This is a genomic window from Pantoea sp. ACRSC, from assembly GCF_022346785.1.
Lineage (GTDB): Bacteria > Pseudomonadota > Gammaproteobacteria > Enterobacterales > Enterobacteriaceae > Pantoea > Pantoea alvi.
The window spans coordinates 47,894-68,328 of sequence record NZ_JAKRNN010000021.1 but is presented as its reverse complement, the minus strand read 5'-3'; the positions used below and the strand labels follow the sequence as shown (position 1 = coordinate 68,328).

At 53.1% G+C, this 20,435-nt stretch carries 35 protein-coding genes; all 35 read left to right on the top strand.

Going from position 1 to position 20,435, the window contains the following annotated elements:
• The first annotated feature begins 23 nt into the window (after positions 1 to 23).
• Positions 24 to 254 carry a hypothetical protein gene (locus tag MHZ97_RS17995; RefSeq protein WP_239315301.1) on the top strand — a complete coding sequence of 77 codons (231 nt, stop codon included), beginning with the start codon at positions 24 to 26 and terminating at the stop codon, positions 252 to 254.
• 342 nt (positions 255 to 596) lie between these two features.
• Positions 597 to 797, top strand: a complete 201-nt coding sequence (locus MHZ97_RS17990) for a hypothetical protein (RefSeq protein WP_239315300.1) — start codon at positions 597 to 599, stop codon at positions 795 to 797.
• On the top strand, positions 766 to 1,227 hold the full coding sequence (locus tag MHZ97_RS17985) for a recombination protein NinB (protein WP_239315299.1): 462 nt from the start codon (positions 766 to 768) through the stop codon (positions 1,225 to 1,227). The genes MHZ97_RS17990 and MHZ97_RS17985 overlap by 32 nt, the downstream gene beginning before the upstream one ends.
• Positions 1,224 to 1,598, top strand: coding sequence for a hypothetical protein (locus MHZ97_RS17980; protein ID WP_239315298.1), 375 nt, complete (start codon positions 1,224 to 1,226; stop codon positions 1,596 to 1,598). The genes MHZ97_RS17985 and MHZ97_RS17980 overlap by 4 nt, the downstream gene beginning before the upstream one ends.
• Positions 1,582 to 1,752 (top strand): NinE family protein, encoded by a 171-nt coding sequence (locus MHZ97_RS17975; protein WP_239315297.1) that lies wholly within the window; start codon positions 1,582 to 1,584, stop codon positions 1,750 to 1,752. Before MHZ97_RS17980 ends, MHZ97_RS17975 begins: the two co-directional genes overlap by 17 nt.
• Complete coding sequence (locus tag MHZ97_RS17970) at positions 1,749 to 2,069, top strand: phage protein NinX family protein (protein ID WP_239315296.1); 321 nt, start codon at positions 1,749 to 1,751, stop codon at positions 2,067 to 2,069. Before MHZ97_RS17975 ends, MHZ97_RS17970 begins: the two co-directional genes overlap by 4 nt.
• A gap of 267 nt (positions 2,070 to 2,336) precedes the next feature.
• Entirely contained in the window at positions 2,337 to 2,522 is a 186-nt protein-coding gene (locus MHZ97_RS17965; protein ID WP_239315295.1) for a hypothetical protein, read from the top strand.
• Positions 2,506 to 3,138: a recombination protein NinG gene (locus tag MHZ97_RS17960; RefSeq protein ID WP_239315294.1), complete on the top strand. Its 633-nt coding sequence runs from the start codon at positions 2,506 to 2,508 to the stop codon at positions 3,136 to 3,138. The genes MHZ97_RS17965 and MHZ97_RS17960 overlap by 17 nt, the downstream gene beginning before the upstream one ends.
• Positions 3,135 to 3,260, top strand: coding sequence for a YlcG family protein (locus MHZ97_RS22475; protein WP_375337773.1), 126 nt, complete (start codon positions 3,135 to 3,137; stop codon positions 3,258 to 3,260). The genes MHZ97_RS17960 and MHZ97_RS22475 overlap by 4 nt, the downstream gene beginning before the upstream one ends.
• Positions 3,250 to 3,864, top strand: coding sequence for a hypothetical protein (locus MHZ97_RS17955; RefSeq protein ID WP_239315293.1), 615 nt, complete (start codon positions 3,250 to 3,252; stop codon positions 3,862 to 3,864). The genes MHZ97_RS22475 and MHZ97_RS17955 overlap by 11 nt, the downstream gene beginning before the upstream one ends.
• Before the next feature lie 869 nt (positions 3,865 to 4,733).
• Entirely contained in the window at positions 4,734 to 5,132 is a 399-nt protein-coding gene (locus tag MHZ97_RS17950; RefSeq protein ID WP_239315292.1) for a hypothetical protein, read from the top strand.
• A complete protein-coding gene (locus MHZ97_RS17945; RefSeq protein ID WP_239315291.1) occupies positions 5,116 to 5,427 on the top strand; it encodes a hypothetical protein in 312 nt (103 codons plus the stop codon). The genes MHZ97_RS17950 and MHZ97_RS17945 overlap by 17 nt, the downstream gene beginning before the upstream one ends.
• Positions 5,424 to 5,963 carry a glycoside hydrolase family 108 protein gene (locus MHZ97_RS17940; protein ID WP_239315290.1) on the top strand — a complete coding sequence of 180 codons (540 nt, stop codon included), beginning with the start codon at positions 5,424 to 5,426 and terminating at the stop codon, positions 5,961 to 5,963. Before MHZ97_RS17945 ends, MHZ97_RS17940 begins: the two co-directional genes overlap by 4 nt.
• A complete protein-coding gene (locus tag MHZ97_RS17935) occupies positions 5,963 to 6,217 on the top strand; it encodes a hypothetical protein (RefSeq protein WP_239315289.1) in 255 nt (84 codons plus the stop codon). Before MHZ97_RS17940 ends, MHZ97_RS17935 begins: the two co-directional genes overlap by 1 nt.
• Positions 6,214 to 6,495, top strand: coding sequence for a hypothetical protein (locus MHZ97_RS17930; protein ID WP_239315288.1), 282 nt, complete (start codon positions 6,214 to 6,216; stop codon positions 6,493 to 6,495). The genes MHZ97_RS17935 and MHZ97_RS17930 overlap by 4 nt, the downstream gene beginning before the upstream one ends.
• 129 nt (positions 6,496 to 6,624) lie before the next feature.
• The gene (locus MHZ97_RS17925) at positions 6,625 to 6,795 is read left to right on the top strand and encodes a hypothetical protein (RefSeq protein ID WP_239315287.1); all 171 of its coding nucleotides are present in this window, start codon (positions 6,625 to 6,627) and stop codon (positions 6,793 to 6,795) included.
• A gap of 194 nt (positions 6,796 to 6,989) precedes the next feature.
• On the top strand, positions 6,990 to 7,535 hold the full coding sequence (locus MHZ97_RS17920) for a KilA-N domain-containing protein (protein ID WP_239315286.1): 546 nt from the start codon (positions 6,990 to 6,992) through the stop codon (positions 7,533 to 7,535).
• A 103-nt stretch (positions 7,536 to 7,638) separates the two neighbouring features.
• The gene (locus MHZ97_RS22320) at positions 7,639 to 7,767 is read left to right on the top strand and encodes a hypothetical protein (RefSeq protein WP_255729652.1); all 129 of its coding nucleotides are present in this window, start codon (positions 7,639 to 7,641) and stop codon (positions 7,765 to 7,767) included.
• 48 nt (positions 7,768 to 7,815) lie between these two features.
• On the top strand, positions 7,816 to 8,166 hold the full coding sequence (locus MHZ97_RS17915; protein ID WP_239315285.1) for an HNH endonuclease: 351 nt from the start codon (positions 7,816 to 7,818) through the stop codon (positions 8,164 to 8,166).
• Entirely contained in the window at positions 8,163 to 8,390 is a 228-nt protein-coding gene (locus MHZ97_RS17910; RefSeq protein ID WP_239315284.1) for a hypothetical protein, read from the top strand. The genes MHZ97_RS17915 and MHZ97_RS17910 overlap by 4 nt, the downstream gene beginning before the upstream one ends.
• Positions 8,391 to 8,540: 150 nt before the next feature.
• Complete coding sequence (locus MHZ97_RS17905) at positions 8,541 to 9,038, top strand: phage terminase small subunit P27 family (protein ID WP_239315283.1); 498 nt, start codon at positions 8,541 to 8,543, stop codon at positions 9,036 to 9,038.
• Positions 9,038 to 10,768, top strand: a complete 1,731-nt coding sequence (locus MHZ97_RS17900) for a terminase large subunit (protein WP_239315282.1) — start codon at positions 9,038 to 9,040, stop codon at positions 10,766 to 10,768. The genes MHZ97_RS17905 and MHZ97_RS17900 overlap by 1 nt, the downstream gene beginning before the upstream one ends.
• Positions 10,768 to 12,072, top strand: coding sequence for a phage portal protein (locus MHZ97_RS17895; RefSeq protein WP_239315281.1), 1,305 nt, complete (start codon positions 10,768 to 10,770; stop codon positions 12,070 to 12,072). Before MHZ97_RS17900 ends, MHZ97_RS17895 begins: the two co-directional genes overlap by 1 nt.
• A 10-nt stretch (positions 12,073 to 12,082) precedes the next feature.
• Complete coding sequence (locus tag MHZ97_RS17890; protein WP_239315280.1) at positions 12,083 to 12,931, top strand: head maturation protease, ClpP-related; 849 nt, start codon at positions 12,083 to 12,085, stop codon at positions 12,929 to 12,931.
• A 9-nt stretch (positions 12,932 to 12,940) separates the two neighbouring features.
• Positions 12,941 to 14,158, top strand: a complete 1,218-nt coding sequence (locus tag MHZ97_RS17885) for a phage major capsid protein (protein WP_239315279.1) — start codon at positions 12,941 to 12,943, stop codon at positions 14,156 to 14,158.
• 46 nt (positions 14,159 to 14,204) lie between these two features.
• The gene (locus tag MHZ97_RS17880) at positions 14,205 to 14,390 is read left to right on the top strand and encodes a hypothetical protein (RefSeq protein ID WP_130834334.1); all 186 of its coding nucleotides are present in this window, start codon (positions 14,205 to 14,207) and stop codon (positions 14,388 to 14,390) included.
• Positions 14,391 to 14,399: 9 nt separating this feature from the next.
• Positions 14,400 to 14,726 (top strand): head-tail connector protein, encoded by a 327-nt coding sequence (locus MHZ97_RS17875; RefSeq protein ID WP_233988630.1) that lies wholly within the window; start codon positions 14,400 to 14,402, stop codon positions 14,724 to 14,726.
• A gap of 70 nt (positions 14,727 to 14,796) precedes the next feature.
• Positions 14,797 to 15,018, top strand: coding sequence for a hypothetical protein (locus tag MHZ97_RS17870; RefSeq protein WP_239315278.1), 222 nt, complete (start codon positions 14,797 to 14,799; stop codon positions 15,016 to 15,018).
• 5 nt (positions 15,019 to 15,023) lie between these two features.
• Positions 15,024 to 15,356 (top strand): phage head closure protein, encoded by a 333-nt coding sequence (locus MHZ97_RS17865; RefSeq protein ID WP_233988632.1) that lies wholly within the window; start codon positions 15,024 to 15,026, stop codon positions 15,354 to 15,356.
• A complete protein-coding gene (locus MHZ97_RS17860) occupies positions 15,349 to 15,834 on the top strand; it encodes an HK97-gp10 family putative phage morphogenesis protein (protein WP_239315277.1) in 486 nt (161 codons plus the stop codon). The genes MHZ97_RS17865 and MHZ97_RS17860 overlap by 8 nt, the downstream gene beginning before the upstream one ends.
• A complete protein-coding gene (locus tag MHZ97_RS17855; RefSeq protein ID WP_239315276.1) occupies positions 15,831 to 16,196 on the top strand; it encodes a DUF3168 domain-containing protein in 366 nt (121 codons plus the stop codon). The genes MHZ97_RS17860 and MHZ97_RS17855 overlap by 4 nt, the downstream gene beginning before the upstream one ends.
• A 55-nt stretch (positions 16,197 to 16,251) precedes the next feature.
• Entirely contained in the window at positions 16,252 to 16,755 is a 504-nt protein-coding gene (locus MHZ97_RS17850) for a phage tail tube protein (RefSeq protein ID WP_239315275.1), read from the top strand.
• A 40-nt stretch (positions 16,756 to 16,795) separates the two neighbouring features.
• Positions 16,796 to 17,281, top strand: coding sequence for a phage tail assembly chaperone family protein, TAC (locus MHZ97_RS17845; RefSeq protein ID WP_239315274.1), 486 nt, complete (start codon positions 16,796 to 16,798; stop codon positions 17,279 to 17,281).
• A gap of 233 nt (positions 17,282 to 17,514) precedes the next feature.
• On the top strand, positions 17,515 to 17,910 hold the full coding sequence (locus tag MHZ97_RS17840; RefSeq protein ID WP_239315273.1) for a hypothetical protein: 396 nt from the start codon (positions 17,515 to 17,517) through the stop codon (positions 17,908 to 17,910).
• Positions 17,911 to 17,952: 42 nt separating this feature from the next.
• Positions 17,953 to 20,433 (top strand): phage tail tape measure protein, encoded by a 2,481-nt coding sequence (locus MHZ97_RS17835; protein ID WP_239315272.1) that lies wholly within the window; start codon positions 17,953 to 17,955, stop codon positions 20,431 to 20,433.
• Positions 20,434 to 20,435 lie beyond the last annotated feature (2 nt).

Sequence of the window (20,435 nt, the reverse complement as noted above, 5' to 3'; positions counted from 1 at the left end):
CAAGCATCAGGAAGGAGAGTGAGATGACAGAGAAAATCGATTACACCGATTTGGATGACATGATTAGAGACCGTATCGCTGACGGCAAAAACACATTCATGCAGATAGACGGCGGCGGTGTTTATGAAGAAGCGAACCGACTAGCCGGACTAACAGGCAGGAAAGCTTTTCGCATCATTGATTGCCGCCTCCAGGCTATGCGCAAGCGTGGAGATATTCGCTACACCACCAAAAGCAAGTGGGAGCTGGCATGACAAGCAACGATGAGCTGGAGCGGCGCCGCAACTGGAGAGCATTTCTATCCTGGTGGTGCGCCCCTGAGCAGCAGGAGCTGAGATATTCATGCGCTCAAGGGTGGGGCTGGAAGATTTGGCAGGCAGCGTTAAGCAGCAAGCAGGAGGAAGAATGAAGACTATCGCATGGAATAAATCACGCAGAGCATTCTGGTTCCGCTTCTTCGGGTATGGACTCAACGTCATCGATCGCAGCATCTTCCCGCCCTTATACAGCGTGAGAATCGGTCTAAGAAAAGAAATCAGGATAGGCAAGTTTGGCATCCATATTCTGACGCGGTCGCAGCTAAACAAGAGGTCCGCATGAACAACGTAATCCCCCTAAAACGCCCTGAGCACGTCATATCCGACGTCGAGCTGGATAGGCTGGCAATTGATATCGCCCGCTTTGCTAACAATCATGCAGGCACATTCAGCCTTAGCCACGGCATCAGGAAGCTACTCAGCGACGCACTGAAGAGAGATAAACGCGATGGAGAAGACAACATTCCTCCTGCGGGATGACCGCATCCGACGAAACTGCATTGAAGCCATCCAGCAACTCCCCGCCAGTCTCGAAAAGCCAGTCGAAGTAGTCATCCAGGAACGCAAGCGCACAAAGTCGCAGAACGACCGCATGTGGCCGCTTCTTACTGACCTTGCGAATCAGGTTCTCTGGTATGGCGAGCGGTATAGCAAAGAGGACTGGAAAGACCTCATCACCGCGCTCGTAGCGAAATCCAAAAACGAACAGCAACGCACCGCACCCGGTATCGGCGGCGGCGTAGTCATGTTTGGTTCGCGGACAAGCAAGATGCGGGTAAGCGAAATGGTTGAGGTTATCGAGGCGATTTACTGGTTCGGCACAGAGCAGAACGTGAAGTTTAGCGACGAATCCCGGCTAGAGCTCGAGTGGGCGCAGCGCTGGGGAGAAAAGAACAGGAGAGCAGCATGAGCGAGAAAACCGTAATTGACGTGCAGATTGATATGTTAGTTGCCCTCATGAAGTCGGAATGGCCAATGACCAACACAGAAATCTCTCTGTACTTTGCCGGCGCCGGAGTAAGCGGCAAATCATCACGCAGCAACATCATCTCGACAGCGTTTAAGCGTGGAATCACGCGCCGTAAGAAGGTGAAGGGCAGTAATTGCTACGAATACCGCCTTGCATATCGCTATCCGAAATTTGGTATCTCATACGAGGAAACTCCGAGAAACCAGAGGCCGCAAGAGGATATCGTCGAGAAGTGCAAAAAGACCAGCAACGTCTGGCAGTTTGACCAGTTACTCAGAGCTGCGAGAGGTGGATATGCGCCGGCAAACTAGCATCACATTCTTAGCCTGCGAACACGCCAAACTGAAGTATCCCCGCCAGAAACGCCGCCGCCACAAAATCCCGAATGAATCCGAAGTGACAACCTGCAATTACGTTGCACGGTTGCGCCGGGCTGTGGCCGACAGAATGAGGAAGACAAGATGAATTACAGCGAAATGAAGGATCACGAAATAAATGCCGCCGTTGGTGAAGCAATGGGCTGGAATGCAAAATTCATACATCAGGACGACAGCGTAACGTTCAGGGATGACCTTGGCAGACTGCGAGGCAGAAAAAACTACTGCAATTCATGGGCTGACGCCGGGCCGATTATTGAAAAGGAAAACATCAGTCTGACATGCCACCAAAGCCGTGATGAATGGGCTGCCATTTTCAACAGACATGCCATGGCTGCGCACAGAAACCCTCTTCGAGCTGCTATGGAATGCTACTTGATTAAGAAGGAGCGCGACAATGCGTGAGCGCTGCCACCGCTGCTACACCATCCTCACAAGCGAAGACAAGCATCACTACACCATCTCATGCGAATCGTGTGAGTGCGATATGGAGTGGGAAGACCATGAAAGAGACCGTCCTGTTAAATCAGCATACTGGCGCTGGCGAGCCATCTGCTTCTGTATGCGCTGGGTGTGGAACTCTGCTGCTGGATACAGAAGTCTACGCCTGCACCTCATGCCTCGACCTGTGGATGCTTCTCGACCCAAATTTCAGGCTAACAGGAGAGACCGATGACTGATTTTGCAATATTGATAGTGGTATTTGTGGTTGGATTTTTCTGTGGCGCTTCGGTTATCAACTCAGCAAATAACGATCAAGCTGAGAAAGGCTTTTATATGGGCGGAGGAAAGGTCTACGCAGTTAAGCAAGTTGACATGAAACAGATTGCGGAGGATTTACATGGCAAAGGCGATTAAGCCGAAGCAGCCCAAGCCGAAAACCTGCCCCATCTGTTCTACCGAATACACCCCTCGAAGTTCTCTCCAGAAAGTCTGCCACAACTACAAATGCGCCATTGCGTTCAACAGGAAACGCGATGAAGAACTTGCTGCGCGTGAAATACGCAAGCAGGAGCGTCTACAGCGCGATGATTTGCGGCAACGAAGGGAGAGGCTCAAGGGTAAGCCGGAATGGAACAGAGAGGCTCAGGCGGCGGTTAACAGGTACATCTTCTGGCGGGATTACGGCAAGCCTTGCATCTCATGCGGCCGGCAGCTCAATTATGGCGTTCGTGGTGGTGCGGTAGACGCAAGCCACTATCGGTCACGAGGCGCAGCACCATGGCTCCGCTTCAATGTTTTCAACAATAACGCTAGCTGTGTTCCCTGTAATAGGGACTTATCAGGTAATCCAATCCCCTATCGCATCAACCTCATCAAAAAGTACGGCCTTGAGAGGGTTGAACGCATCGAGCACGACAACACCGTACGCAAATTCGACATCGAGTACCTGAAGCGAGTGAAGTCCATCTTCACGCGCCGGGCACGCCATTACGAAAAATTGCGTAAGCGAGAAATGGAGCAAGCAGCATGAACGAATACCTCAGAGAGAAATGGCTCAGGCTACGCATTCTGAAGATGAGCCGCATGTTCGAAATCAACTACCGCATATTGCGCAACACAGCAAAACTACTGGGGGTTAAACATGCAGTCTGACGCACTCGCACAGTTGGCGCAGGTAATGCGCAAATCAGACCTGAAGAAGCGATACCTCAACCCCGTAAAGCTCATTACTCCTCTGCAATCCGCATGGGTGCGCTGTCTGCTCGATGTGTGGGGAGAAAAGTACGGCGGCCACGTCGGACCCGACAACGGCAAGGTAAGCGTGATAGGGCGCCTTATGATTCGGAAGGAGTGGAACGACCGAGAGTCAGAGCGAATTATCGAAGTGGTGGAGAATCTGCATAAGCAGGGATACAAAGGTGATGAGCTGTTTATCAGGGCAAAGCAAATCATCAATCCTCAGAACTCAGTCAGCAATCTTCTCGAGCGCGCCAACGAGCAAGAAGATGCCGACCTGGTTGAATCTGTAATCTGCCGGCTCTTTGCACCAAACAACCCGATCCGACATGTTGCAATTAAATACTACTGCGAGCGCAAATGCTCGCAAGATATCGCAGTAGAGCTGGCGAAGCTCACTGGTATCGACAGTCAGTCAGCATGGCGCCGAATCAAGTGGTGTAGAGAGCTGCTTGAAGCAAGCGTGTTTCACGCGATCGTGTTCGAACTGGAGGCTAACAAGCAGAAGATTGCAGCTTAAATCAGAGAACTCGCAAAAATAATTTGAAAACGCGAAATGAAAGTGCTAGAGTTCTGATATGCTCGCGGCAGTAGTCGTTGAGCAGTCAGTTCCATCACTATCTTGTGGATTCCAAAGAGCCTCGCAGCCTCACCAGCTGGCGGGGCTTTTTTACATCTGTCGTGCATTGGCGAATGTATGAATCATTCGCGAGGGCATGAGCATTGAGGCTGAAAATAAGTACCCTTCAGGTGCGGATTGATCACCCGCCGTTAGCTCCACGAAACGGAGCCCGCAACAGGCAAGAGCATTAGTTCGAACGGCATCCCTCATTTCCAGAATAGCGACCGGTGAAATGTCGATGGGGAATGTGACGACGCGTATCAGTGCTCTTTTCGTTGTGGTGACGCAACAGATAGTTTTCGTCAGTAATCAAGCGGCTGTTTTTATCATCTAAAGATAAATGCAAACGATGATCTGATGTTGGCAGCGGCCTAAGAAACCAGAAGCCACGGGGTCTTCCGATTCCCCGCCACCGAATTCGGCGCACTGGCCCGGTGTGATTAATAATGGGCGCACAACAGGTAAGCGTCATTTGGTGGTAAGTCCCACCCTTGCATAGCATGGAGATGGCGCTTTCCGTTGTGGCGACATAACCGTAGTGGGCGGGCGTTAACCGCCTGACAAAACAACCAAACACCAAATTACAAGAGGTCGCCTATGAGCGGCCTTTTTTCATTTCAGCACCCAAGGATTTCTCCTGAGTTCATCTTCCTGTGTTTTTGCACCGGGGTGCTTTTTTCTTCACAGCAAACGGCCGGATACCTCCGGGCAATGCCGGAGACGGCCATGGCGAATAAAACATCATTGTCTTCACCAAGAGGTGAGGCATGAATGACGGAAGTTTAATTACAAGTATCGGCGCGCTGCTATTAGGTGGTGGTGCGGTGGCTCTCTTCTGGAAGCCCCTGATTGCTGGCATCGCGGCTATCGTCACGAACAGTAAGGCAGGCGGCGAGGTTATTACTGGCTACAAAGAGCAGGTCCTTCTGCTGAAGGAAAGCAACAACCTGTTACGTCAGGAAAACGACGACCTCCGTGACCGGCACGACCGAAACATGCGCCGCATATCTTCGCTCGAGACTGACCTGCGACTTATCAAGAACGCGCTAAGTATTCTTCTCGCAATGTCAGACGCTACCAGCGCGGCCGGAAATGAGAAATTCAGGAGCGAAGTTACCAGGCTGATCTCCAGCTTAGAGGATGGCAGCGATGGTAGTAGCCAGTAACGAAAAACAGAAGCACAAACGAAACATCATTCTCGGCTCGCTAATGCTGCTGCTGAGTGTGCTTTGTATCGTGATGACAATCATCTTTGTCTACGTCAACAACGACGCTAACGAGCGCATTGATGGTATCCGCAAGGACTATCAGAAAATTGCAGAGCGCCGCGATGCCAAGGTGGCAAAAATCGCCGGACAGGTTGAAGACCTGCAGAAGAAGCTAGACGCAATCCCCGATCGAACAGCCACAAAGACAGCAGACAAGGTTAAGCAGGTAGTGGCAGAGGACGAGAAGAAATGACCAAAGATGAGATTTTCAGCTCTATCCTCGGCAAGGAAGGTGGCTACGTAAACAACCCGGACGACAAAGGCGGGCCAACAAGCTGGGGCATCACTCAGGCTGTCGCTCGTGCTCATGGCTACAAGGGTGATATGCGAAACCTGAGCAGAGAAACTGCGCTGGCAATTCTCGAAGCCGATTACTGGACGGGCCCGCGCTTCGATCAGGTTAACGTTGTCGCTCCAGCTATCGCGGCAGAGCTTTGCGATACCGGCGTAAATATGGGGCCTGCAGTTGCCTCAAAGTTCCTGCAGCGCGCGTTAAACGTCTTCAACAAGCAGCAATCACTTTATCCAGATATCACCGCTGACGGCCAGATTGGCCCGCGCACGATCGCGGCGTTGAAGTCCTATATCTCCGTTCGCGGCCATGATGGCGTAACCGTAATGCTGAAAGCACTAAACAGCCTGCAGGGCGCTCGTTATATCGAACTGGCAGAGTCCCGACCAGCAAACGAAACGTTCGCATATGGCTGGTTTGAACGGGTGGAAATCTGATGGACGTCTTCAGCATGATTCGCGGTCAGAGTGGCAACATCTCACTGAGTCGCACTCAAGCCGCTCTGGCTTTCCTCGTCTGCTGTGGCGTAGTTGGCTGGCAGGCCTACAAGGGGACGCTCTCTGATGTCACATTCGGCCTGTTCTTCGGTTTCGCTACGGCTGGTTACATTGGAGCGAAGAAAATCGCAACGGACAAAGACCTGCAAGAGCAGAAGATTGACGCTGGTATTAATCCGGAGAGCAAGTCATGACGACCTTTCAGACGATTGTCGCTGTGATAGTGGGTCTGTTCGCGTTGGTAGGTGGCGCCTTCGGGTTTGGTCACTCCCGCGGCAAGTCTAAAGCTGAGCAAGCCGCTACAGAGCGCGAAACCAAAGCCGCTATCGAATCCCAACAGGCTGCATCACAACGCCAAGACGAAGCACGCAAAGGAGCATCAGATGTACAGGACACTGTTACCCGCATGTCTGATCGCGATGTTGACGACGAGTTGCTCCGTGACTGGACCCGTAAGGACTCAGGTAGTTGATACAGGCTGCATTTGGGTAAACCCCATCATCCTGACGCCTGAAGACGTGATGCTGCTTTCCAGTCCCGCTAAGCGCGCCATCCTGACACATAACAAGTCATGGAAAGCCAACTGCCAGCAGGAAGCTAAATGAGCGCCTACCAGATTTACAACATCTTCTCCGGCATCTGCATCGGCGCATTAATCATGACATGGATAGGCTTCTGCATTTACCTCAGGCAGGAACGCCGACACCGTGCAGAGCTAAACAGGCTGCAGCAGCAAATCATCACTGAGGTAAAGAACAGCCTTAGGAAGTGACAACCCTCAAGAAGATTCTCTTCTTCTGACTGAGCAACATCAGCCTCGCATATAGCGGGGCTTTTTTATGCGCCTCGCACGCGCAAATATCCCAGAACCTTTCAGGATGACCCTTGAGGAACCGGCTAGCTGTCGGAGCTCTCTGGGGGCCGAATTCCTGTGCGACAAGGTTCATCACTAAAAGGTACTTCGACATGACATATCCAACCGTAACCGTTAACGGCGTTTCCGTCCGCGTGGACAGCGAAGGCCGCTATTGCTTAAACGACCTGCACGCTGCCGCCGTACTGAATGGTGAAGCGACAGAATCGCAGAAGCCCAGCAAATTCATCCGCAGCGCATCGGTTCAGCGATTCGTTAATGCACTTGATGCCAGAGGACAAAAACGTCCTTTGGAACATAATCAATCACTTAAGGTGATTCGAGGCGGTGATTCCCAGAGCGTCTGGGGCGTTGAGATGATCGCCGTACGGTATGCCGCATGGATTAAGCCTGAGTTTGAGATTGATGTTTACAACACTTTCATCGAAAGCCGCACCAAGGCTCTCGACATCCTCAACCAGTTGAACCGGCTGGACCACCTCATTGGCGGTGAAACCAAAGACATCAGCCAGTGTGCCAGCAAGATGGGTAAGTGGGGGAAAGGTGGTAGAAAGGCGCTGCTGAATGAGGCCCGCAAAAACCTTATTGACCAGCTCGATCCTGACATGGTGGCACTGATGGAAGGCAAGGCAGCATAAGAGGTGAGAGAGCCTCTTTCACAACGGCTCTTTGTCCGCTGCTGGACGTGCGCCTGAACTACCTCCTACACTTTGTAACGTGTCTCATAAAAAAGGAGGATTCATGTCTGAGCGTCCGGTCGAAGGAGATCACCCTGACTATGACCCTAAACCAGTCTCGCCTAATCCAGATGAAAAAGGTGAAGGTAAAGACGATCCACATAAAGCACCTGAGTCAGGGGATAAATTCTGAATCATGCTAAGCCGCCTCCGGGCGGTTTTTTATTAATTGGTGACTGTAATGCCATCCGCTATCCCTCGTGCCTGCCGTAAGCGCGGCTGCGCCAAAACAACAACCGACCGCTCTGGCTACTGTGATGACCATCGCAACGAAGGCTGGCAGCAACATCAGCGCGGGCAGAGCCGACATCAGCGCGGCTACGGCAGCAAGTGGGATGTTATCCGCGCACGCATCCTCAAGCGTGACCGGCACATCTGCCAGCAATGCTTGAGAAACGGCAGGCCAGTCCCGGCAGCTACGGTTGACCACATCAAACCCAAAGCTCATGGTGGGACGGATGAGGATAGCAACCTTCAGGCGCTGTGCTGGCCGTGTCATAAACGCAAGACCGCAACGGAGAGAATTAAATGAGGCAGAAGCGCGCTCAGCTCGCCCATATCTATCGAGGTAAAGCGTTCATCGGATATGGCATCGCCGTTGATGGCGAGTTGCTAAGTCAACAGCTGAGCACCACCATCGACACCGATGCAGCAAGCCGACCGGCAATCACTGCGGTCTTCAACCTTGATGCGGAAATGAATGAAAATCCGGTAAAGATTGACCTGAATGAGAGTGATTCTCAACAATTGATGTAAATGAGATCTATTTTCATTTGTCGGGGGGCGGGTTAAAAGTTTAGGGCTTTGGGCCTAAAGGACCGCCGCCTCAGGTTTATTTTCATCGCCGCAGGTTAGAAACCTTTTTTATGGGTACCCCCAAAGTGCCCTTTCAGTGGAGTTTTCCTTATGCCCGGACCACCGAAAACCCCGTCACACCTGGTTTTGGTGAAGGGGAACCCATCCAAGCGACCGATTAACCAGAATGAGCCGAAGCCGGAGAAAGGGATACCCAATACTCCGAAGCATCTCGACAAGATGGGCAAGTACTGGTTCCAGCAGATTGCGCAGGAGCTGGACAATATCGGCGTGCTGACTCAGCTCGATGCCAAAGCGCTTGAGCTGTTGATCGAAGCCTATACCGAATACCGTCGCCACTGCGAAACGCTGGATCGGGAAGGGTATACCTATGCAATTTACAGCGAGGATGACCCGGACGAAGGCAAAGAGCGGGCGATAAAATTTATTAAAGCGCACCCGGCAGCAGCGATGAAAGCTGATGCCTGGAAACGTATCCGCGCCATGCTGGCCGAATTTGGCATGACTCCGGCGTCACGGAGCAAAGTTAATGCTGGCGGGCCCGATAAAGCAGACCCGCTGGAAGAATTCCTGAAAGCGAGGGACTGATGGCAAAGGTGGCTGACGGAATCCGCTATGCCGAGCGCGTAGTTGGTGGCGAAATTGTTGCGTGTAAATATGTTAAGCAGGCGTGTGCCCGCTTCCTTGATGATCTGCAGGGAGGGGAGAAGCGCAATATCTTCTTCAGTGAAAGCCGCGCCCAGCACATCCTGAACTTCTATAAATTCGTGCCGCACGTTAAAGGCGATCTGGCTGGCAAGCCGATTGAGCTGATGGACTGGCACATCTTCATCCTGATTAACATCTTTGGTTTCGTTGTCCCTCTGGTAAACGAGCAGACCGGTGAGCAGGTGATGAGTGACAAGGGCCGCCCGGTCATGGTTCGCCGGTTCCGCACCGCCTATAACGAAGTGGCGCGTAAAAATGCCAAGTCCACGCTTTCATCGGGCATTGGCCTGTATATGGCAGGCGCAGACGGTGAAGGCGGCGCTGAGGTTTATTCTGCGGCTACGACCCGTGATCAGGCGCGAATCGTATTTAACGACGCGGTGAACATGATCAAGCAGTCCCGCGCTGCGCTGGGTCGGCTTTTCGATTACAACAAGCTTGCCATTTTCCAGGAACGAACCGCATCCAAGTTTGAGCCACTCTCCAGTGACGCGAACAACCTTGACGGCCTGAACATCCATTGCGCTATCGTCGATGAGCTGCACGCCCACCGTACCCGCGATGTATGGGACGTTCTGGAAACCGCGACAGGTGCCCGATCACAATCCCTGCTGTTTGCAATCACCACTGCGGGCTTTAACCGTGAGGGGATCTGTTACGAGTTGCGCGATTATGCGGTCAAGGTATTAAGTGGCGTGGTTGAGGATGACACCTTTTTCGGGATTATTTTTACCCTTGATGAAGGTGATGAGCCTTTCGACGAGAAAGTCTGGCAAAAGGCTAATCCCGGGCTGGGCATCTGTAAGCGTTGGGATGATCTGCGCCGCCTGGCTAAGAAGGCTCAGGAGCAGGTATCAGCCCGCAATAACTTTTTCACCAAACACCTGAACATCTGGGTAAGCGCTGAATCAGCCTGGATGGACATGATGAAGTGGGAGGCCTGCGAGCCTCTTGCGCCGGAGCATGAGCTGAAAACCTATCCGATGTGGGTTGGCGTCGATCTGGCAAATAAAATCGATATCTGCGCAGCTGTAAAGGTCTGGCGGGCCCCTGCTGGGCATGTTCACGCAGACTTTAAATTCTGGTTGCCTGAAGGCCGTCTGGAGCGCTGCTCCCGGCAGATGGCGGAACTGTATCAGAAGTGGAGCGACAGCGGTCACCTGACACTGACAGATGGCGATGTGGTCGATCACGCCGTCATTAAAGAAGACCTGATGGCATGGATCGCCGGTGAAAACCTGCGTGAAATTGGCTTTGACCCATGGGGCGCAACGCAATTCAGTCTGTCACTGGCGGAAGAAGGCGTACCCATGGTCGAGGTTGCACAGACTGTTCGTAACCTTTCAGAAGCCATGAAAGAAACGGAGGCTCTGGCTTATGCAGGTCGGCTTCACCACGGTAATCACCCGGTAATGACCTGGATGATGAGCAACGTCACTGCCAAGGTCGATAAGAACGACAACATCTTCCCCAACAAATCGACGCCTGAGGCGAAGATAGACGGCCCGGTAGCGATGTTTACCGGACTGAGTCGTCTCATCCTGAATGGCGGAGAAGAACCACAGGATTTAAGCGGCTTCTTTGATAATCCCATAATGGTAGGTTTCTGATGAAAGAGAACAAACAGCCCGGCAGGGTGAAAAGCGCACTGCTGAACTGGCTGGGTGTGCCGATCGAACTGACGACGGGAACCTTCTGGCAGGAATGGATGGGCATGAGCAGCAGTGGAAAGGTGGTATCAGCTGACAAAGCGATCCACCTTTCTGCCGTCTGGGCCTGCGTACGTTTACTCAGTGAGTCAGTGTCTACGCTGCCGCTGAAGATTTACGAGCGCCAGCCTGACGGGTCACGCAAGCCCGCCACTAATCACCCGGCTTATCAGGTACTCTGCCGCCGTCCAAACCTCGAAATGACGCCTTCACGCTTCATGCTGATGCTGGTAGCCAGCATTTGCCTGCGCGGTAACGCCTTTGTCGAGAAGAAGATGATCGGTAACCGGCTTGTCTCGCTGGTGCCACTTCTGCCGCAAAATATGGTGGTGAAGCGGCTGGACAATGGCAGCCTGGAATATACCTATACAGAATCTGGAACGTCCCGCGTTATTCCCGCCAAGAACATCATGCACATTCGCGGTTTCGGTCTGGATGGCGTCTGCGGCATGATGCCGATGATGGCTGGCCGTGATGTGATCGGTTCAGCAATGGCCGTTGAAGAGTCGGCGGCAAAAATATTTGAGAACGGTCTGCAAAGCTCCGGTTTTCTCAGTGCTGATGGCGCGCTGAATGAAGAACAGCGGGAAAGGCTTCGCGGCTATATGGCGAAGTTTATTGGCTCCCGTAATGCCGGGAAGATTATGGTGCTGGAAGGCGGGCTGAAATATCAGAACGTCACCATGAATCCCGAGGCGGCACAGATGCTGGAGTCCCGTGCGTTCAGCATTGAGGAAATCTGTCGCTGGTTTCGCGTGCCGCCGTTTATGGTCGGTCACGCGGACAAGCAAAGCAGCTGGGCATCCAGCGTTGAGGGGATGAACCTGCAGTTTCTGACCAATACGCTGCGGCCTCTGTTAGTGAACATTGAGCAGGAGATTTCCCGCTGCCTGCTGGATGGCGACGAAGACCTGTTTGCTGAGTTCTCTGTTGAAGGTCTGCTCCGTGCTGACAGCGCCGGACGTGCTGCATATTACACAACCGCACTGCAGAACGGATGGATGTCGCGCAACGATGTGCGCCGCCTGGAAAATATGCCCCCGATCGAAGGTGGCGATATTTATACCGTGCAGCTCAACCTGACGCCGCTGGAAGATCTGAAGAAAAACAGCCAGGCAGCGCAGGCCGCTAACCTTCTGAAAATCCATAACTACGTTTTCCCTGATATTCCTTTCGAACAATCCCCGCTGAAAAAGGCGGCTTAGGAGCTATTCCATGACACTGAAAAGCCTTCCGGCTGCACCGGCGGGGCGGCCTTCTGCGCTCTCAAAACGGGACTTGCCATCTGCTGCCATGGAGCGCTGGAACGGAGGCATCAAGGCCGCTAACGCTGATGAAAACAGCATTTCAATATTTGATGTGATCGGTGCGGACTACTGGGGCGACGGCGTAACCGCCAGTCGTATCGCCGGGGCGCTCCGCTCCCTGGATGGTGCTGACGTTACGGTCAACATCAACTCCCCTGGCGGCGACATGTTCGAAGGCCTGGCGATTTATAACCTGCTTCGTGAGTACCGGGGCAAGGTTACGGTGAAGGTGCTTGGCCTTGCGGCTTCAGCGGCCTCCATTATCGCCATGGCCGGGGATGATATTCAGATTGGCCGCGGCGCATTCCTGATGATCCACAACTGCTGGGTTTATGCGATGGGTAATCGTCACGATCTGGCTCAGATAGCGGCCGATATGGAGCCGTTTGATAAAGCCATGGGTGACATTTACTCCGTCCGTACCGGTCTCGGCATGGATGAAGTGGCCGCAATGATGGACGGTGAAACCTACATTGGCGGCAGCGACGCGGTCGAAAAAGGTTTTGCTGACCGGCTTCTGTCCGCTGAGGAAATCGCGAATGACGACGACAGCCCGGCGGCCGCACTGCGCAAGCTCGATGCGTTACTGGCCAAAGCCGACACGCCCCGATCTGAACGTCGAAAACTCCTGAAAGCTTTAACCGGCAGCAAGCCAGGCGCTGCTGCCGATCATGATGGTACGCCGGGCGCTACCGAAGAAATCAATCCTGACGATCTTAAACAACTTGAAGACGCCCTGGCGGCGTTCGGCAAATAAGGAAAAACCATGTCTGAAGTTAACGATTTACTGAAAAAAGTCTCTGCGAAGCTGGAAGAAGTTTCCGGTACCTTCAGCCAGAAGGCCGAAGACGCCCTGAAAGAGGCAAAAAACTCCGGTCAGCTGTCGGCTCAGACCAAAGATGCGGTAGATAAAATTGCTACCAAATTTAATGCTCTGAACGAAGCGAACAAAACGCTGAAAGCCTCTCTGGGTGAGCTGGAGCAGCACGTTGCCAATATGCCGCTGAACAACGCGAAAAAGGTTGTTGAGACGGTGGGTCAGGTGGTCATCAGCAACGAAGCACTTAAAACCTTTGCGGCCAGCGTTGAAGGTGGCAAGCGCGTCAGTGTGCCGGTTAATGCAGCGTTGCTGTCAACGGATGTGGCAGAGGGTGTGGTTGAGCCGCAGCGCCTGCCGGGTATCGATACCGCGCCGAAACAGCGCCTTTTCATTCGTGACCTGATTGCCCCGGGCCGTACCTCTTCCCCGGCCATTTTCTGGGTGCAGCAGACCGGCTTTACCAACGCCGCTGCGGTTGTGCCTGAAGGCACCACGAAACCATACAGCAACATTGAGTTCGCTACCAAAATTACTCCGGTCACCACCATCGCGCATATGTTCAAAGCGTCCAAGCAGATTCTGGATGACTTTGCGCAGCTGCAGTCCACAGTGGACGCTGAGATGCGCTACGGCCTGAAGTATGTCGAAGAGCAGGAGATTCTGTTTGGCGACGGCACCGGCGCACACCTGCACGGCATCGTGCCGCAGGCGACCGCGTTCAACGCCGCATTCACCGTCGAGCAGCAGAACGGTATCGACGATCTGCGTCTGGCCATGCTGCAGGCGCAGCTGGCACGCTTCCCGGCGTCCGGCCACGTTCTGCACTTTATCGACTGGGCGAGGATCGAGCTGACCAAGGACACGCTGGGCCGCTACATTCTGGCGAACCCGTCCGCGCTGACCGGTCCGACCCTGTGGGGCCTGCCGGTTGTGGCTACCGAAGCTGCTGCCTTCCAGGGCAAATTCCTGACCGGCGCATTCAACGCTGCAGCTCAGCTGTTCGATCGTGAAGATGCCAACGTGGTGATTTCCACCGAGAACGCCGACGACTTTGAGAAAAACATGATCTCAATCCGTTGCGAAGAGCGTCTGGCTCTGGCGGTGAAGCGTCCGGAAGCGTTTATTTATGGCTCCTTCACTGCGCCTGTCGCTGGTGGTGCGTAATCAATAACGGCGGCCTGCGGGCCGCTCTTTCTTTTGGGAGAACGGCATGAAACTGCGATCCATCAAACCTACGTACCAGAAAGGCGAAGTGCTGACTGAAGGGGTGGTTTTTGAAACTCTGGAGCAGCATGGCCGGGAACTGATTCAGCGTGGTTATGCTGAAGAAGTTAAGGCCCGAGAAGCTGAGCCCGGCAGTGATAAAGATCCAAAGGGCAAGGGCAAGGCTAAGTAAGGAGTTTCTATGCTGACCGTCGAGCAGGTCAAACTGCACTGCCGCATTGATTCCGATTCGACAGAAGAAGATGAGTGGATAGCTGCCCGCATAAAAGCGGCGGTGCGTTATGTCGAAAATTACACCCGCCGCAAGCTCTTCGAATCTTCTGACGATACAGCTTACCTGGCTGAGCCTTATCGGCTGCTTTACACCGAAGATATCGAAACCGCCATGCTGATGTTGATCGCTCACTGGTATGCGAACCGCGAGGCAGTAGTGACCAACGGCAGCTCAACGACTGTCGATCTGGCTGTGGAGTCATTTCTGCAGCCGTATCGCGTCTATGGGCTGTAAGGAGTCGTTATGGCCTGTGCCGGATGTGAACGCCGCCGCGCGTGGTTCAAAAAATGGATGAAGATTGCCCATGAAAGAGTTACAGGAAAGCCTGCTGGCGACAACGCTGGAGAAGCTGGCGGAAAGCTTCCATCAGGTAGCCGAGGGGATGAAAGCCCAGACGGAGGCGATAAACCGCCTGGCTGAATCCAATGAGACGCTTTCGGCACTGATCTACCAGTCGATGGTGGCTGAAGAGAGTGAGGCTGAAATGCCCCACGGCACCTATCTCAGCGGCAAACCAAAGGGGTAGAAACCATGCAGGCCGGAAAACTACGTCACCGCATAACCCTGCAAAAACCGGTAAAGAAGCAGAGCCCGACTACTGGCGCGATCATAAACACCTGGGAGGATGTGGCAAAGCTCTGGGCCGATGTTGTGGATCTGTCGGTGCGGGAATTTGTGGCGGCCCAGGCGGGGCAGAATGAAGTGACATCACGCATCACCATTCGTTACCGGGATGATGTTACGAACAAACACCGCATCCTTTACCGGGGCCGGATTTACAATATTCACGGCGTACTTGCTGACGATAAAAGCGGTTCGGAATATCTGACGCTGCCTTGCTCACAGGGGGTTAACGATGGCTGATGGCGTTGAAATTAACCTTACCGGCCTGGATTCCCTGCTGGGCAAACTGGATGAAATCAGTGATGACCTGCGCCGTAAAGGTGGGCGATCTGCTTTGCGCCGCGCCGGGAATGTCATCGTCAATAAAGCGAAGGCCAACGCTCAGCGTCTTGATGATCCGGTGACCGGGCGCAGCATTGCCGATAACGTGGCCCAGCGCTGGAACGGCCGTCTTTTCAAACAGACCGGCAATCTGGGGTTTCGCATTGGCGTGCTTCATGGCGCTGTGCTGAAAAAGCACCCGGACAAGGAACAGAATGCGCCAACGCCGCACTGGCGCCTGCTGGAGTTTGGCACTGAGAAAATGCGTGCTCAGCCCTTTATGCGCCCCGCAGCCGAAAACAGTATCAGTGAGGTCGTGACAACGTTTTCTGACGAATATGAGAAAGCGATTGATCGGGCTATCAAACGGGCGCGGAAAAAAGGAGTGCCGCCATGATTGCACCCATATTTGCGGTCTGCGCGGCCAGCCAGGCGGTCAACAGCCTTATCGGGGGGGATACGCTCCGGCTTTATCCGTTTGGCCTGCAGGACGACAACGTTATTTATCCCTATGCCGTCTGGCAGAACATCAGCGGCGAGCCGGAAAACTATCTTGCTCAGCGGCCTGACGCTGACACTTTCACGCTTCAGGTTGATGTTTACGCCGATACGCCTGATGAAGTGATCACTGTGGCCGCTGCACTCCGTGACGCAATCGAACCTCATGCCTATATCACTCGCTGGGGCGGGCAGGAAATTGACAGCGAAACAAAGCGCTACCGCTATTCATTCGACGTGGACTGGATAGTCAGACGCTGACCTTACCTATGACCAACCGGCCCTGAGCCGGTTTTTTTATGACCGGAGATAACCCATGTCTGTACTGACTCAAGGCACGCAGCTTTTCGTGCTCACAAAAGGTGTGGTGAGCGAAGTGGAGTGCATCACTGCATTCTCCCCGGGCAGCAACCCTGCCGACCAGATTGAAGACACCTGTCTTTCCGAGCGCACAGACCGTACGTATAAGCGCGGTCTGCGCACGCCGGGGCAGGCGTCCCTGACGCTTAACGCCGACCCGAAAAACAGCAGCCATATCATGCTGTATAACCTGTCCATTTCCGATGATGAAGAGGATCAGGACCTGACCTTTGCGATTGGCTGGTCAGATGGCACCGCTTCGCCAACTGTTGCGGGCGATGATGACACCGATGCTGTGGATGGACTGGTGTTGCCAGACAGCCGCACCTGGTTCGTTTTCAAAGGCTATGTTTCAGATTTTCCTTTCGATTTTTCTGCGAACACGGTCGTGTCTTCCTCAGCTTCTATTCAACGTTCCGGCGCTGCTGTCTGGGTACCTAAAGCCGCTTCCGCCGCGTAATAAACTCGGGGCTTTTGCCCCGATTATCTGAGAAAAAATAATGAAACTGACGCTTGAATCGTTGAAAGCCTCTGGCGCGTTCACCGGGCGCCCGGTAGAGAAAGAAATTACCTGGAAGCAGGGCGACAAGGAATTTACTGCCACGGTCTATGTCCGCCCGATGGGCTATCACACAGCCACCTCGGATGTACTGGCTATGGGCGGTAAGGTAGATGGCGTTGCCGGGCGCATTGCAGCTTCAATCTGTGATGAACACGGTAAAACTGTATTTACTCCGGCTGATATCACCGGCGAAGCCGATCCGGATCGCGGCGCGCTGGATGGTGCCCTTACTGTTGCGCTGCTGGTTGCCATTCAGGAAGTTAACGACCTGGGAAAGAGTACGAGCTCAGCGCCGAAGACGAGTTCTGGTGCGAGCTCGTCCTCAACGGAATCGGCGGACGCACCATCGCCGAAGCGCGGGAAGCGATCAGCCTCAAAGAATACCAGCTATGGGCAAAATACCGGGCCGAATACGGCAGCCTGAACCCAATGATGCGAACTGAGTGGTGCGCGGGCGTTGTGGCCAGTGTGATTGCAAATGCCAACCGCGATCCAAAAAAGCCACCTTTCAGCCCGACTGACTTCACTCAGCATTTTACTAAAGTCACCGCTAATAATGATCCCATCTCGTTAGAGGAAGCAAAAAGCAGTTGGGTATAAAATAATAGAATAAACTCCATCTCACATTTACAATTTTATGTAAACAGGTTTTCCTACATGAAAGAGGGTGTGAGTTTGAAACATAAATTATTGTTTTTGGGTTTATTAGCGTCATCAGTACAAGCTTTTTCAGCGGAAAGCGTTACTTATTTGTCTTGCCCCGGTTTTGACGAGAGAGCTCCCGACTTACAAGTAATATTAGATAAGTCAAACGGAACAGCCTCATTGCAGTCTCCTTCTATGGGGAGTGGGTTGAACTTTACTGTTCCCGCTTCTTTTGGGCCTGACCGGGTTACATGGAAAAAGGATTCAGGTTCCTTTAAAAATACTTATTCTGTAGATAGAGAATCCCTTGTTTTTGAGAGGAAAACTTACAGTGAGAGAACATCTAATACTGATGTCACAAAAGCAAACTGTAAAATGATCCCAAAGAACAAAAAAAATAAATTTTAAATCAACCCGCTCCGGCGGGTTTTTTTATGACCGGAGCAACTGATGGCTAGTAAATCGCTTGGCACATTGACAATCGATCTTATCGCCAAAGTGGGCGGCTTTACTTCAGGAATGGATAAAGCGCAGCGTGCATCTGATAAGTGGGCAAAGCAGGTTCAGAAAGACGCCGCGGCTACGTCAGCCGCGATAATTTCAGTGGGCGGAGCACTACAGGCTGCGGCACTCACCGCCGGCACCGCTGGTTTTGCTTTGCTTAAGTCAACATCTGAGCAGATAAATGCGACGGACCAGTGGGCTAAGTCATTGAAGATGTCCACGCAGGAGTTGCTGGCATGGCAGTTCGCTGCAGAAAAAGCAGGTCTCTCCGGCGACAACATGGCCGATATCTTCAAAGACCTGAGCGATAAAATCGGTGATGCTGTACTGAATAAATCAGGTGAAGCAGTCGATGCGCTCAACGCACTGGGTCTATCCGCAGAGAAGCTGTCAAAAGTCACCCCGGATAAGCAGATGCTGGCCATTGGCGAGGCGCTGGGGAAAATCAGCACCAACGCCGGTAAGGTTAACATTCTTGAAAGCCTGGGTAATGACCTGACTAAGCTGCTTCCGCTTTTCGATAACAACAACGCAAAGCTGAATCAGTTCATTCAGCTTGCAAAAGACTATGGCGTTGCGCCTGACCCGCAGTCTATCGACGACCTGGTAAAGGTAAACGACCTGTTTCAGGATATGGAGGCGCAGGTAAAAGGCCTGAAGATGGAAATTGCGGCTGGCCTGGCGCATGTGGACCTCAGCCCGCTGAATAATTCTCTGTCTGATATTCATAATGTTTTGACCGATCCCGCCGTGCTTCAGGGATTGGCTGATCTGGTAAGTGAAGTTGCCCAACTGGCTGGATGGCTTATCAAGGCAGCTGCCGGGGCGGGACAACTGGCGACATCTTCCGGAAACCGCATGGCCGCCATGGGCAACCGGATTGATATGAATAACCCGGAACAGATTCAGGCCAGAATAGACTGGTTGAATAAAACACAGGAAGGGCGCTCTGGCGGCATGTACGGTGGCAGCCAAACTTTTCTGGGTTGGCTTTCTGGAAAGGATGACAGCGTTAAAGCCGTGTCGGATGAGATCGCCACCCTTAACGGCCGCCTGACCGAGCTGAAAAAGAAATCAAAGGCACTGGACATTCCGGCAAGCGTTAATGCCGGCACCGCATCATCTCTTCTTGGTTTTGGTCTTGCCCCCGGCGAAACCAACGGTAAGCCCACTAAACCTAAAAAAGACACCGAAGCTGCAAAAATTGAATCGGCCTTCAAAGCAACTGAACGCAGTTACATGCGTCAGATTGAGCTTATCGATACGACCGGTAAAAAAGTCACGGTTGTTACCGAACAACAAAAGCTTCAGTTCGATATTGCGGACGGAAAACTGCAGGGCCTGAATGAAACGCAGAAGAAACGTCTTGAACTTCTGGCTCAGGAGGTTGATCGGCTGAACGCAGTTAAAAAGGCCAATGAGGAAAACGCTAAAGTAGTCGCATTCGTTACTAATCTTCAGGCGCAGAACAGCAATGTGAAAGCGTCTTTGGATATCGACGTTCAGGGCGCCGGTCTTGGTGATAAGCAGCGGCAGCGCATGAAAGAGCGGCTGAACATCGAGCGCGAATATCTCGATCAGCAGCGTGATCTGCAGACGCAGTATCAGTCCGGAGACATCACCAAATCTGTTTACGATCGTGAAACCAGCGCGCTAAGCAGCGCCATGTCTGATCGCCTGAAAATTCAGGAGGATTATTACAAGAGCATGGATGCTATGCAGTCCGACTGGATGGGGGGCGTCAGTGATGGTCTGGCTGACTGGCTGGACACGTCCTCTAACTACTCCGCGTCAGCCGCTAGCGTAGTCAGCAGCTCGATGGACAGCGCGCTTGATAATGTCGCCAGCATGCTGATGGGTAATAAAGCCAGCTGGAAGGACTGGGCAACGTCTGTGCTGAGCATGATCGCCAAGGTGGCTCTTCAGATGACCGCGGTTAATCTTATCGGCGGCCTGGTGAGTTCTGTAGGTGGCGCCATTGGCGGCGCGGCAGCGGGCGGTGCTTCGTCGAGTAATGCATTCAGTTCGGGCTCATACAGCAATCTTGCGCTTAACGCGAAAGGCGGCGTTTATGAGTCACACGATCTCAGCAAGTACAGCGGCTCGATCGTCAGCTCTCCAACCCTGTTCGCCTTCGCTAAAGGTGCCGGGCTGATGGGAGAGGCGGGGCCGGAAGCCATCATGCCGCTCACGCGTGCAGCTGATGGCTCTCTGGGCGTCAGGGCATTAGGCGGAGGCAGTGGCGGCGGCGGTACCACTATTTCCGTAAATGCCCCAGTAACCATTGCTGGCAGTGGAACTGGAGAGACCAGCACGGCGAACACTACCGACGCAGCGCGCCAGCTGCAGGGCATGATGACCAAAACAGTTAACGACTGGGCGAAACAGCAAATTTTGCCTGGTGGTTTGCTGTACCAGGGAGGATAACC